Raw genomic sequence first — 12191 nt, forward strand, 5'->3', positions numbered from 1 at the left:
GCCAAAGCTTCAATTCGTCGGCTTGTGGTTGCTTGAATGCAGAGCGGGATCTTGCTGGAATTGGGCGTCGCGGTGTTGCACCATGCTATGACTTACTTACGCGCTTCTTATCGGCCAAATTCTTTAGCAAAGTTACGGTTTGTTCATCAATTACATAGAAAATCTGTTCGACCCTATCTGCATCAATCGATTTCCAGCCGAGCGCTGATGCCACGGATTGACGGGTAAGGTGAATCGAAACGAGTTGGCCTGTGATAGCGATCGCCCGGACCATTGATTCCTCGTATGCTGTTTTGCAGCCCATTAGTCGTCTTACGATTGCGCTGCACATTGGAAGAATGCGGGTCTGGAGACGATCACTGACCTGACCGTCTTTGAACAGTGGGCCTAGACCAGCTTGTTCTCTTGCCATGAATAGACGCCAGCTATCGGGTTCCGTAGACGTAAAAAGATACCTTTTAAGACAGTCTTGTATAGACCGGAATGCCTCGATCAATTCCTCATCCGAAGCGTCGGCGGCAAGCATCACTTGCGCGGCGTCAAGCGGAGTAGCCAGATGGTTCGATATGGTTGTGGCGATATGCTCGACACACGCGAGATACACTCCTTCCTTGTTGCCGAAATAATACAGCAGTGCGGGAGCATTGACGCCCGCGGATTCCGCGATATCTCGCGTCGAGGCGCCATCGAATCCTTGCGCACCGAATAGTGTCAATGCCGCGGAAATAATCCGTGCACGAGTTTCGTGGCCTCGCGCGTAGCCGTTTTCAACTGCTCGTCTCAAATGCGCCCTCGTTGCCGCTCGTCGACCAGCCTCGAATACGAATGACGAGTGGCACGACGTTAGTTGTGACCATCCATGGTTGTCAAGCCTCACGTGCGCGGGCTGAGATTTTCCTTAGTCCTCGCTAGGTCCCCGAGCCTCCATTTGACAGACCGTCTTCAGTGCGCGTGGAGTCAATGGTCACAGTTCCCCTGGCCAGCCGTCGATTAGGGGGGAGACCTCGCGACCTTCGCATGCAGCACCGAATCGGTTGGACAGGATGTCCGTGGATCCACAAGCGTTTTCAGGCGCCCGCCATTGCAACGGCCTACGGTGGGTAACAGAATTACATTGATAAATTAAACAACTAGTTGCAATTATGATATTTCGTGCGTACATTCGTACCTAGGGAAAATCTGGAACCCGTCGTCCATCACATCAGACCCTCATGCGTCCGATAGTCATTGGATAAGCGCATCCACTGGACGGTAACGGTATGTTCGTACATGCGGAGCGAAGAGGGGATGAAAGGAAGGCCGAAACTGCAGTTGAAACTGAATCGTGAGGACAGAATTAAGCTCGGTGAGCTTGTGAACGGGAGCAGTGATGGCCCCTCAATGGCACTACGCGCCCAGATCGTGTTGGCATGTGCAGAAGGGCTCGACAACGTCGTGGTGGCAGCTCGCGTACGGACCTCGGCCCATACGGTCTCCAAATGGCGCCGGCGATTCATCGCCTACGGCGTGGAGGGCTTGACCGATCTGCGTCGCAGCGGTGCCCCGAAATTGATCGACGATCAATTGGTTGCGGCGATTGCCTTCCGGAAACCAGATGGCGCGACGAATTCGCCTAGTACTCGACGCGTTGCTCGTGAATCGAATGTCTCGGCGTCGACCGTTGGCCGGGTATGGAAAAGCGCCGATAGGCTCACGAAATCCGTAGAGGATCTCGGGTGGGCTGCCAGTTTGTGCGCGACGCGCCAGGCCGCAGAGTGGGGCAGCGCGGCAAGGCCGGGCGTTGACATGCCTTCCAGTGGAGCCTTCGTTCGACATATAGGCGTTTCAATCGATCGGCAATCCGCTGCGTCTGACGATCCCATCGACAGTTTTGCGCACGCGTTTTATATGGCGCCCGTCGGCCTCCTCGTATCGCGACAGCGCGTGGTTGTAAATTGCAATCACGCGTTTAGCGAGATCTTTGGGTGCACGCGCGACGAACTTGTTGGCCGGTCGCTGGAGAGCCTCTACCCATCGCATGACGAATTCCGGCACGTCAGCGAGCGCGCGTGGCGCGTCATTAGGGAGACAGGGTTTTATTCGGACGAGCGCATCATGCGAAAGCGCGATGGCAGCCCGTTCTGGTGCCATGTGTCGGGGCGTGCCTGGAATCGTGCAGAACCGTTCGCCGCCGCGCTCTGGACATTCGAAGACATTTCCTCGGTGCGTCGTGTGACGAGCGACCTGACCCAGCGTGAGCGCGAGGTGGCGCAACTCCTGGTCATTCGAAGGAGCAGCAAGCAGATTGCACGAGAGCTGCGAATCAGCCATCGAACCGTCGAGGCTGATCGCGCGCGTTTGATGCGCAAGTTCGGTGCAGTGACGGCCGCCGAGTTGATTGGCATACTGGTGGGGCGAGAGCGGTGAGCGCGCATGCTAGCGAGTGCGCGCTTCACTTGGCGCGCTCTTGGACTCGGACGCTTAAGGAAGTGAATTTGCGAGTCAACTTCTGGTGTTGACCCTAAGGTAATTTGACGACTGCCCGGTCGTTCGCGATGCGGGTAACTTTGCGCACTACACATCAACCGGAGAATTGAATGGGAGTCGCGATCGTAGGATGGGCGCACTTGCCCTTTGGCCGACTCGACGGCGCAAGCCTCGAGGACCTTATCGTGCGAGCGGCCCGCGAGGCGATGAGCGATGCACGCGTTCAGGGCGCGGATGTTGACGGCGTCTGGCTGGGCAATCTGAATGGCGGTCTCTCGCCCGACATTTTCGCTTCGTCGCTATGCCTGAATTCTTGCGACGGCTTGAGATGGAAGCCCGCTGTGCGTGTCGAGAACGCATGTGCCTCAGGGGCTGCGGCACTCTACGCGGCGTGCGATGCAATCGAAGCGGGACGTGCGCACGTCGCGCTTGTTATAGGCGCCGAGAAGATGACTGGCGTGTCCGGAGCGGAGGTCACCCGCATTCTTGGAGACTGTGCCTATTCGGGCGAGTCTGGGAACCCACCCGGCGGCTTTCCGGGAATCTTCGCCACGATCGCGCAAGAATATTTCGCGCAGCACGGTGACCACTCGGCGACGCTTGCACGCATCGCCGCAAAGAATCACGCCAACGGCATGAACAATCCCTGGGCGCATATGCGCCGCGATCTGGGCTTCGAATTCTGCAATACTGTCTCGGAAAAAAATCCCATGATTGCCTCGCCGCTGCGCAAGACGGACTGCTCGCTGGTTTCCGACGGCGCAGCGGCCTTGGTTCTGGCGTCGGACGATGCCGTGGCGGACTTTCCGCGCGCGGTTTCGATCCGTTCGCGCGCGCAGATTAACGACTATCTTCCACTGGCGCGCCGTCACGTGACCTCGTTCGAGGGTCCGAAGCGTGCGTGGCGCAAGGCGCTGGAGCAGGCCGGATGCGCGGTCGACGATCTTTCGTTCGCCGAGGTCCACGATTGCTTCACGATTGCCGAGTTGCTGAGCTACGAAGCGATGGGCCTCGCGGATTCAGGGCAGGGATATCGTTTGATTGAAGAAGGCGTGGTGACCCGCGGTGGGCGGCTGCCAATCAACGCCTCCGGCGGACTCAAGGCAAAAGGACATCCGATCGGTGCTACTGGTGTGTCGATGCATGCGATCGCCGCGATGCAACTGACCGGCACGGCAGGCGCGATGCAGATTCCTGGCGCCACACTCGCGGGCGTCTTCAATATGGGTGGCGCAGCGGTGGCAAGCTATGTCAGCATTCTGGAGCGCAGCCGGTGAACATCGCATGTTGGTTACAGCGCACGGCATCGGTCTTTCCTCGACGGCTAGCGGTGCTGCATGGCGACGAGCCGTGGCTCGACTATGGACAGCTTGCGGCTCGCACGTCGGCGCTTGCGGCCTTTTTGCGGACGCAATGCGGCGTGCAGCCTGGTGCGCGCGTCGCTCTTTACTCTGCCAACTGTCCACAGTATCTGGAGGCAATGCAGGCGATCTACTGGGCCGGTGCGGTTACCGTGCCAGTCAACTGCAAGCTGCATCCCCGGGAGCTAGAGTACATCCTGGATAACGCCGAGGTGGACGTGTTGTTCGTGTCGGCCGAGTTGCTTGCGACACTCGACGACGTGCACGTCGGTACGCGGCGATGCGTTGTATTTGGCTCTGAGGAGTATGCGCATGCACTTGAGACCCACCCGATCGATCTGCATCACCGGGAACCGGATGCGCTCGCTTCGCTGTTCTACACTTCGGGGACAACCGGGCGTCCGAAGGGTGTCATGCAAACCCATCAAAATCTGATGGCGATGGCCGCTTGTTATTGTCTTGATGTCGACGATATCGAGGTCGATGACACAATGGTCTATGCCGCACCGATGTCTCATGGGGCGGGGCTTTACCATTACGCTTACATACTGCGAGGCGCCCGCCACCTTGTGCCTCGCTCCGGCGGCTTTGAGCCCAAGGAACTCACCGACCTCGCTCAGCGGGTAGGACGCCTTGCGATGTTCGCGGCTCCGACTATGGTCAAGCGGCTCGTCGATCATCTTCGCGAATTCGAAGGAGGGATCGCTGGTTTCAAGACGATTATTTACGGGGGAGGTCCGATGTACATGAACGACCTCCAGCTTGCACTGGATACGCTCGGACCACGCCTCGTTCAAATCTACGGTCAGGGCGAAAGCCCGATGACGATCACGGTACTCAGGCGTCGTCATCTTGCCGATACGGAGCATCCTCGCTGGTCGCTGCGCGCGGCCTCGGTGGGTGTCGCACACTCGCTAGTAGAAGTCGACGTCGTCGATAGCGACGGGTGTTCGAGCCCGAAAGGAGAGATCGGTGAGGTGGTCGTGCGTGGCTCCACCGTGATGGCTGGCTACTGGAAGAATTCCGCTGCAACGAGCGACACCATTCGCAACGGTTGGCTTTTTACGGGCGACACCGGTACCCTGGATGAGGATGGATTTCTCACGCTGAAGGATCGGTCGAAGGATCTCATTATTTCAGGAGGATCGAATATTTATCCTCGCGAGGTGGAGGAGGCACTTCTTGCGCATCCGTCGGTTTCGGAAGTATCGGTGGTAGGCCAGCGGGACGACGAGTGGGGTGAGGTTCCAGTGGCTTTCGTGGTGCTTCACGCAAACTGTGAGGCAACGAGTGAAGATCTTGACGCGTGGTGCCTGCAGCATATTGCGCGCTTCAAGCGCCCGAAGCATTACCGGTTCGCGCAGGCATTGCCCAAGAACAGCTACGGCAAGGTTTTGAAGACAGAGTTGCGTGGTTGGCTCATTGAATAAGGCTGCGATAGCTACAAAAGCCTCAGCGACAACGATCACTAAAGGAGCCAAACTTACTGTCGGAACTGGTTAATCTTCATCGTGCAGGAGATCGCCGGGCTTTTTGTGGGCAGCCCGGTAACGGCTCGGGCTGAAACCGGTGAGCTCCCGGAACACCTCGCGAAAGGAGTGTACATCGTCGTAGCCGACCAGCGCCGCAATCTGGTCGATCGACCGGCTGGTGCGCAGGAGCAATTGCTGCGCGGACTCCACGCGTAGCCTGCGGACATAATCTCGAGGTGTCGTATTTAGATGGCGTTGAAAGTGGCGTAGCAGTGTCTGTTGACTGATGGCTAACGCCTTTGCGAGGTCACTTATCCTGACATTTTGCGCAAAGCGCTCCTCTAGCCACAGCTGCGCGTTAGCCACGACAGGGTCTTCCGCAAGCTGGTCCTCGGAAGCCTGATGCAGCCCGGTTACGTCACCCAGCCATCTAGCGATCTGGGGTGCTGTCACACGTTCCACAACCTGCGCCAAAAGCATAGTGTCGGCCGCAAGGCCGCTCCCAGTGAGAATCCGCCCATGCTCAACCACAGGTACTTGTGGCGAAACCTGAACCTTCGGATAACGCTTCCGGAAAAGCGGAATTAAGGGCCTGGTCAAGGCGGTCATGCCGCTGTCCAGGAGGCCTGCTTCTGCAAGCAAAAACACAGCGGAGCCGCTTGCCGAGATTACGGCACCCCCAGTGTGCTGGTGCTGGAGCCATGAGCACAATGGGCCGGCAATTGCCAGCTTGGCGTCGAGCGAAGGTTCGTCTCCGACAACGAATCCAGGCAGGTGTACCAGGTCATATTGGGACTGCTTGTCGAGTTGTCCGTCTGCAGATAGTGTTCGACCGTCGGCCATACGCACGGGGCGCCCGTCAGGCGTCAGAAAATAGACCTGCGTCTGCATGGCCACTCGTTCTCTGGTATGGAACAGCACTGGCACCTGGCGACGGATGAGCTCGAACGCGTCGATGAAGCATCCGAGGCTCGACATGTAAACACCTTCAAGACCAATTGCCGCAAAACCGGACATCCTTTGCCACCTTTCCGAGTGTTGGATTCACCCCCTAATTATGTCGAAAACCGCCATGGGTTGATACTCAATCAGATGCCAAGATCAGTCTGCGAAGCGATCGAATAAACGAAGCTGGATTCGAAGAGGAGACTTTTCATGGTGGATAGTACAGAATTGTCGGTCCAGGGGGCCGAGGCAATCGAGACAGGCAGGATCGGGACACTCAAGACGGCGAACCATCTGATTGGTGACCGTGAGGGGCTTAGGCGGGCTTGGGAGAGGGATGGGTACTGGTATTTCAAAGGTGTCCTCGACCAAAATGTGATTGCCAAAATGCGGCGTGTCTGGATCGACTATCTCCAGCGGAATGGGCTGATCGACGCAGACGTAAACGTGAACCGCTACAATCATTCTGGCTTCGACGGCAAGGACATTAGTGTCGCGGAGCTATCCCGCATCAGCGAATTCAGTGAGCGCAACATCCACACAATGATCACCGAGGACCCACAGATCAACGAATCTATGAAGTCCTTGTTGGGGGCCGATCCTTTCTGGCTGCCGATCGCCGAATATCGTGCCAATCCGCCGATCAGTGATCCTGTCGCAGATCGCTTTATCTATCCTCATCAGGACGGCTTCTACAGTCGGGGGATGGAGATGAAGATCTGTTGGATTCCCCTCGACAACATCGACTGGGAGGTCGGTGGCTGTGCGTGGATTGAAGGCGCACACCGCGGGCCAATCCTGCATGATCTGACCAAGCCACCTCTGTTCCCTATTCCCGCCGATGTGGTTTCAATGGAGGGATGGAAGAGTGCAGATTTCGAGCCTGGCGACATCGTCATTTTTGATCTCAATCTACCCCACAGTGGACTCACCAATATCTCTAAGGATCGCTTTCGCCTGTCGCTAGACATTCGCGTCACTGAGGCCTCGGGCAAAGTTCCGTCAATTGGTGAACTGGTTAGTTTGTCGGAAGAGCAGTTGACGCTTCGCAATGAAAGGACTGGTGCGGAAGAGATCTATGCGATCGATGCCCAGACTTATGTGCGTAGTGCGGACGGCAAGAAGCGGGAGGGTGCAGATATCCCGAACACCTTCAAGCCCAGAGAAACAGTAATCGTGAATTCACTAGATGGTCGGGTTGCAACGCTGGTCCGATCGATTCACTGATCGGGCACAAGATATACTGCGTTCCGCAGACTGAGGTGCACGAAGAGGGCCGCGTTGCGGCACTTCCTTCGAATACTTGTCTGTTTCGTCCATGAAATAGATTAAACGAGTAACTGCGCGGGCAGCGCTATTGGCAATACCACTGCATATTGGTGGTTGGTCTTGGTTATGCTGACTTTACCCCGCCAATTGGGTAGCCGCGCTCCCTTCCGGGAACGCGGCCCCGGAAGAACGCAGCATGCGACTTTCGCCGCACTGCGCTCGAGCACAGCATTAAGCGTCGTACAGCGCCGGTCTCGCCAATTGCACGAGCCCTTCGCAAGTGTCACGATGTCGACTCGGCGCATTGTTGAGACGAGCAGTACACGATCCTCGAAACTTGCAGGCTGCTGCAGAGTGGTTTGGGCGTGGTCGATCCGATCATCGCCGACCGCTGCGTGCGCGAGCTCACGCCGGACAGGCTCAGGGTCACCGAATTCGCTTCGGGTGGGGCGAATGAGGAAATTCATACCAAAATGTGTGCATTGTTAAGGCTGCTTGACTAAATATGGGGAGCGCGGTGAATTTCGATAGGCCGTACTCGGAAACCTTCTTTGCTGTTGTCGAATCTCGTCGTTTGGAAAAATAGAAAGAGCACTGAACATTTCGCGTGGTGACGTCTTGCAGGGAATAATTTCCATTTAGGAGTCCGCGGGAGCGTCGTTGCTTATCCGTGGCGAAATACTCCTCAGGCACGTCAGGATGATGAAGATTCTGGAGGCCGATACCACGAAGCAAATCAAACCGGACACGGATGCGTGCCCCAAAATTGCAATCGCTGTCAGCGCAGATTCGTTAGCGACCGAGTTCGGGGCAGCCGCCTGTGCCGTAGCCAAGGAGAATTCTGCCCTGGATGTCATAGTCGATGACCAAGACTATACGTTGACAGTCTTGACACGAGGAGAGGTAATTGGTTACGTGTCGACTACTAGTACGCCTCCGACGGGATTTGCCGCTGAGGCGATCGGATCCATAGAGTAGGAATGTGTAGCTACGCCTGAATTTTCAGGGGCGTATTTCGCTGACGGACTCAACCTGCACAGCGTTCTGGTCGCGCCTGCTGTGCTGTTCAATCGCAAGGACGGATTGTATGAGACGTTCATCTAACATCTGCTCGGCTTTTCTGTACGTGGCTATACGGCGCACTATTTTCCTTCTCCGGTCGCGCTATTGATGCCGATTCAAGCGGGCGCCGGATACGAGTTGGTACCGGCCTTGCAAGTTCGATCGGTTGTCGATTGTGGTGAACTTATCGCCTTAGCAACGGAGCACGGGATGTCCGTCGGTCTCTTTCCGCACCATTGGGAGACCGCCCCGCTCTGCGTAGAATCTGTTAGCGAACTCGTGATGCACTATGCCCGTCAGAGCTTGATTCAGTGAGTGCTCGTGGTGGGCTGAGGGTGACGAGTTGGCGTGGTATGTTTATTTGGTGGAAGTAGCTAATAGGAGGGGGGCGCCAGCCACTGCCGGATACGGAAGACGAGTGTCGGCAGTGAAGTCGATCTGAATCGTCAGCCGCGTGAGGGCCGCGTCGAAATCGACGCCGCTCACAAATCGTCGATCTCCAGGTAGTGGTGCCGTAGTTGTCAGGTTCCTTGGGCAGCAATTTGGTCCGAACACTTCAAAAGAAGCCCTGGTCGACGCGGTGCGAGTCGATCAGATTGACCATAAAGACGAAGTCGGTTCTGAATGCGACCTCATGGCGGCGCAGCCCTTCTGGTTGCAACGGCACCTCTATGTTCGAAAGTCTTCTCATTGAGGAGGGCGAGTCAGGAGCAGGCTTTCGTCATCGGGCGACAAGGTGAAAACGCTGAGTATTTCCACTAACCGTTCGGTTTGCGATTTCAGGCTGTTCGCTGCCGCAGTGTGTTCCTGGACTAGAGCTGAGTTCACCTGCGTCATCTGGTCTAATTGCTCGACGGCTTCGCTTATCTGACTGATCCCTGCCGACTGTTCCCGCGAGGCGTTCGCAATCTGACCGACAAGGTCCGTTACGCCGCGCACTTTGGAGACGATATTTGCTATGGTCGTGCCAGCCGAATCAACAAGCTTTGATCCGTTGTCCACCTTCTCCACGCTTTCAGTAATTAGTGTCGTGATCTCCTTGGCGGCCTGTGCACTTCGCTGTGCTAAATTGCGAACCTCGCCAGCCACCACCGCGAAACCTCGTCCTTGCTCTCCCGCACGTGCGGCTTCGACTGCCGCGTTCAGTGCCAGGATGTTGGTTTGGAATGCGATTGCGTCGATCACGGAAATTATCTCGGAGATCTTCCCGCTCGAACGGGCAATTCCCTCCATTGTCTCGATGACTTTCCCAACCACTCTGCCGCCGTCCTCTGCGGCGTCGAACGCCATTGCAGCCAGTTGACTTGCCTCGTGCGCTGCATCTGCATTGTTTCCGACCGTGGCGCTGATTTCTTCCATGGACGCCGCTGTCTGTTCCAGACTGCTTGCTTGATTTTCGGTGCGGTCTGACAGGTCTAGCGTTCCAGATGCAATATCTGTTGTCGCCTGTTGCATTGCACCTATGCCGTCGCGTACGTCCATAACCGTGGCTCGCATATTGATGCTTACCTGGTTCAGAATCCGGATGATTTCGCCGATTTCATCATATTTGGAGCTTGTAGTCGTGGCGCTAAGATCACCGGCGGCCATTCGTGCCGCCACTTTAAGCGCATCTTCCGCTGGTGTCACAATGACGTTCATTAGAACCATTCCGACGATCGTAGTTACAACCAGAAGAATGGCTGACGTGGCCCAGAACGAAAGGGTGGCCGTACCTTGCAACACAAGGGAGGGGGTGATTCCGATGATGTTAATTGCAGACAGTCCACCCCAGATGTAGCGCTTCAGGCCGAAAGAGCGAATTTTCTCAAGAGCCTTGGCTACAAGGTTCCTGTGCACTAGGTGCCCATGTAACCACCCTATCTTTCCCGTCGCGTCGGACAACAGCATGCGGTAAGCCTTCTCAGTCTTGGCGACTTCTTGCGGAGCTGGCTTGCTGAGAACCATCAGGGACCCGATGTACTTCCCACGGGAGAAAAGTGGTGCGGCGTTCAGTCGGCACCAGACATGTCTTCCATTCTTACAGGCCGACTTGACCAACCCGCTCCACGGTTGACCACGTTGTATAGAAGCACCCAGATCAGCCAAAACCTGAGGGGGTACGTCTCGTATGCGACTAGAACCGGGCATGGCCTGTATTTCTTGCAGCGTGTAGCCCGTCACCCTTTGGTATACGGAGTTGGAGTACAAGACCTGGGATCGTGCATCGACGCAGGAAACCATCAACTCCGAGTCCCCAAGCTCAAACTCAAGTAGCCTGCCACTCTCGTTTACCATCCCTTTTCCTTGATTTTTACGCGAACCTGTTTTTTCGAATCGTCTTCTGAGGGGAGAGTCTAAGCTTTCTCTCTCCCGGTACCTCAGCCGTCCTGCAATTCGGCTCTAGAGTGCGTCCGGCACGACGACGGGTGCACCAAATAGGTCATCGGGAGAATATCATTGGCGTTCTCAAACATGAAGAGTATTCCAAAATATTTAGGTCGATGCCACACGCGAAACTAGGGAAACAATGGTTGATCAGGTTCGGCCCCGTCACAGAGGGAACCGAGCATGGTGTGGAAAACTTCACGGAACGGACAGGTAGTGATGAAGATCACTATCCGCATTGCAGTAGCGACAAGTGTGGTTCAGAAGCGAGTGAGCACATTCCAGCGCTTCCTCGTGGCGATGGAAAATGTCGTTCTGAAGTGGCGTGTGCTGTCGGCGATTGAACCGTACTACCCTAAGGGCGAAGGGGCCGCGTCCGGCAGTTGATTTCGAGGGGATGCTTCCATGCTACTTGCTGCAGCAGTGACACAGCTTGTCGGGCGAAGGTCTCGCAAGTGGTGCACTCCTCTCGGTCGTGTTGGCGTCTCGTCCGAAATGGCAGGGGCGTTGCTCTTCTTTGCGTCGTCCGCGACTGATCCTGTCACCGGCAAGCTGCTTGTCATTGACGGTGGATTCCATGTTGCCACAGACGATATGCGCTCTAGGACACTGCATAGTCGCAATGGGCCGATCCAATCCCATCCGCGGAGCTACCTTGCAGCTTCTACTCGAGAACAAGGGGGGAAGGCGTGAGTCTGCAAGTCGGGTAGTGAAAACACCGACTCGTTTAATCGAACTACGAGTTGCATATATCTCTCTGTTCGCCTACGATTAGCAAGAAGAGGCGTGGTGAGTGCCCGCCAGGCATGAGCCAATCGGAGAAAAACGATGTACCTCTTGGATAGCGATTTACGCGGCCGTCCCGCCGGTCACAGATTTCAATGCGCCACTCAAGGCGTGCAGAAGTCCACGCTCTCGCGCGGCAATACCCTCACACTTCTTGCGCAGACGCTGTCGGTGTTTAGTGCGTTCCTCGTACGATTCGTTCGATTGCGGTCGGGAGTTTTTCGGAACGATTCGAATGTCGTAGGGGAGGATATGCGATGAATCGATTGGTGCAAAGGTGCACGCACGATGAGCGACGGATTCTAGTGGCTCTCCTGTTTATCTCCATGGCAACCTTAGTGGCTTATCTGCTTTTAGATTCGCTTCGAATCGAAGAGCTTGGGCGTTCGGCAATCTTCGACGTTGTTATGACTTTTTCGGTACTCGGAGTCACTGCGTTCGCGGGTCTCATGGGCTGCCTAGA

The 12191-nt window shown here is 56.1% G+C and carries 10 protein-coding genes and 1 pseudogene; 8 read left to right on the forward strand and 3 right to left on the reverse strand.

Going from position 1 to position 12191, the window contains the following annotated elements; translation table 11 throughout:
• Nucleotides 1-85 precede the first annotated feature (85 nt).
• Entirely contained in the window at nucleotides 86-784 is a 699-nt protein-coding gene (locus BO1_RS40645; RefSeq protein ID WP_028222472.1) for a CerR family C-terminal domain-containing protein, read from the reverse strand.
• Between the two features lie 443 nt (nucleotides 785-1227).
• Here BO1_RS40645 and BO1_RS58470 point away from each other — a divergent pair, with 443 nt between their 5' ends.
• The 3 genes from BO1_RS58470 (at nucleotide 1228) to BO1_RS40660 (ending at nucleotide 5257) form a co-directional block, all read left to right on the forward strand.
• The gene (locus BO1_RS58470) at nucleotides 1228-2406 is read left to right on the forward strand and encodes a LuxR C-terminal-related transcriptional regulator (RefSeq protein WP_245644037.1); all 1179 of its coding nucleotides are present in this window, start codon (nucleotides 1228-1230) and stop codon (nucleotides 2404-2406) included.
• 170 nt (nucleotides 2407-2576) lie between these two features.
• Nucleotides 2577-3743, forward strand: coding sequence for an acetyl-CoA acetyltransferase (locus BO1_RS40655; protein WP_028222474.1), 1167 nt, complete (start codon nucleotides 2577-2579; stop codon nucleotides 3741-3743).
• Nucleotides 3740-5257, forward strand: coding sequence for an AMP-binding protein (locus BO1_RS40660; RefSeq protein WP_028222475.1), 1518 nt, complete (start codon nucleotides 3740-3742; stop codon nucleotides 5255-5257). The genes BO1_RS40655 and BO1_RS40660 overlap by 4 nt, the downstream gene beginning before the upstream one ends.
• A 69-nt stretch (nucleotides 5258-5326) precedes the next feature.
• Here the strand turns inward: BO1_RS40660 and BO1_RS40665 are convergent, their stop codons facing one another.
• Complete coding sequence (locus tag BO1_RS40665) at nucleotides 5327-6316, reverse strand: GlxA family transcriptional regulator (RefSeq protein WP_028222476.1); 990 nt, start codon at nucleotides 6314-6316, stop codon at nucleotides 5327-5329.
• A 138-nt stretch (nucleotides 6317-6454) separates the two neighbouring features.
• Between BO1_RS40665 and BO1_RS40670 the strand changes: the two genes are divergently transcribed.
• Nucleotides 6455-7471, forward strand: coding sequence for a phytanoyl-CoA dioxygenase family protein (locus BO1_RS40670; RefSeq protein WP_028222477.1), 1017 nt, complete (start codon nucleotides 6455-6457; stop codon nucleotides 7469-7471).
• Nucleotides 7472-7872: 401 nt separating this feature from the next.
• Nucleotides 7873-8016: a hypothetical protein gene (locus BO1_RS59810; protein ID WP_156992677.1), complete on the forward strand. Its 144-nt coding sequence runs from the start codon at nucleotides 7873-7875 to the stop codon at nucleotides 8014-8016.
• 1246 nt (nucleotides 8017-9262) lie between these two features.
• Here BO1_RS59810 and BO1_RS61835 read toward each other — a convergent pair.
• Entirely contained in the window at nucleotides 9263-10852 is a 1590-nt protein-coding gene (locus BO1_RS61835; protein ID WP_028222479.1) for a methyl-accepting chemotaxis protein, read from the reverse strand.
• A gap of 309 nt (nucleotides 10853-11161) precedes the next feature.
• On the opposite strand from BO1_RS61835, the gene BO1_RS59815 reads away from it, so the two are divergent.
• The 3 genes and pseudogenes from BO1_RS59815 to BO1_RS60810 all read left to right on the forward strand — a co-directional run.
• Entirely contained in the window at nucleotides 11162-11329 is a 168-nt protein-coding gene (locus BO1_RS59815; RefSeq protein WP_156992679.1) for a hypothetical protein, read from the forward strand.
• An 18-nt stretch (nucleotides 11330-11347) separates the two neighbouring features.
• Complete coding sequence (locus BO1_RS59820; protein WP_156992681.1) at nucleotides 11348-11635, forward strand: SDR family oxidoreductase; 288 nt, start codon at nucleotides 11348-11350, stop codon at nucleotides 11633-11635.
• 350 nt (nucleotides 11636-11985) lie between these two features.
• Nucleotides 11986-12191, forward strand: a pseudogene (locus BO1_RS60810) (hypothetical protein); the annotation flags it as partial.

This window comes from Paraburkholderia oxyphila NBRC 105797, assembly GCF_000685075.1.
Classification (GTDB): domain Bacteria; phylum Pseudomonadota; class Gammaproteobacteria; order Burkholderiales; family Burkholderiaceae; genus Paraburkholderia; species Paraburkholderia oxyphila.

What these genes read in the sequence shown, in the direction of transcription:
- BO1_RS40655 (WP_028222474.1), top strand. Translation starts at nt 2,577, where the DNA reads ATGGGAGTCGCGATCGTAGGATGGGCGCACTTGCCCTTTGGCCGACTC.
- BO1_RS40665 (WP_028222476.1), bottom strand. Translation starts at nt 6,316, where the DNA reads ATGTCCGGTTTTGCGGCAATTGGTCTTGAAGGTGTTTACATGTCGAGC.
- BO1_RS40670 (WP_028222477.1), top strand. Translation starts at nt 6,455, where the DNA reads ATGGTGGATAGTACAGAATTGTCGGTCCAGGGGGCCGAGGCAATCGAG.
- BO1_RS61835 (WP_028222479.1), bottom strand. Translation starts at nt 10,852, where the DNA reads ATGGTAAACGAGAGTGGCAGGCTACTTGAGTTTGAGCTTGGGGACTCG.
- BO1_RS59815 (WP_156992679.1), top strand. Translation starts at nt 11,162, where the DNA reads ATGAAGATCACTATCCGCATTGCAGTAGCGACAAGTGTGGTTCAGAAG.
- BO1_RS59820 (WP_156992681.1), top strand. Translation starts at nt 11,348, where the DNA reads ATGCTACTTGCTGCAGCAGTGACACAGCTTGTCGGGCGAAGGTCTCGC.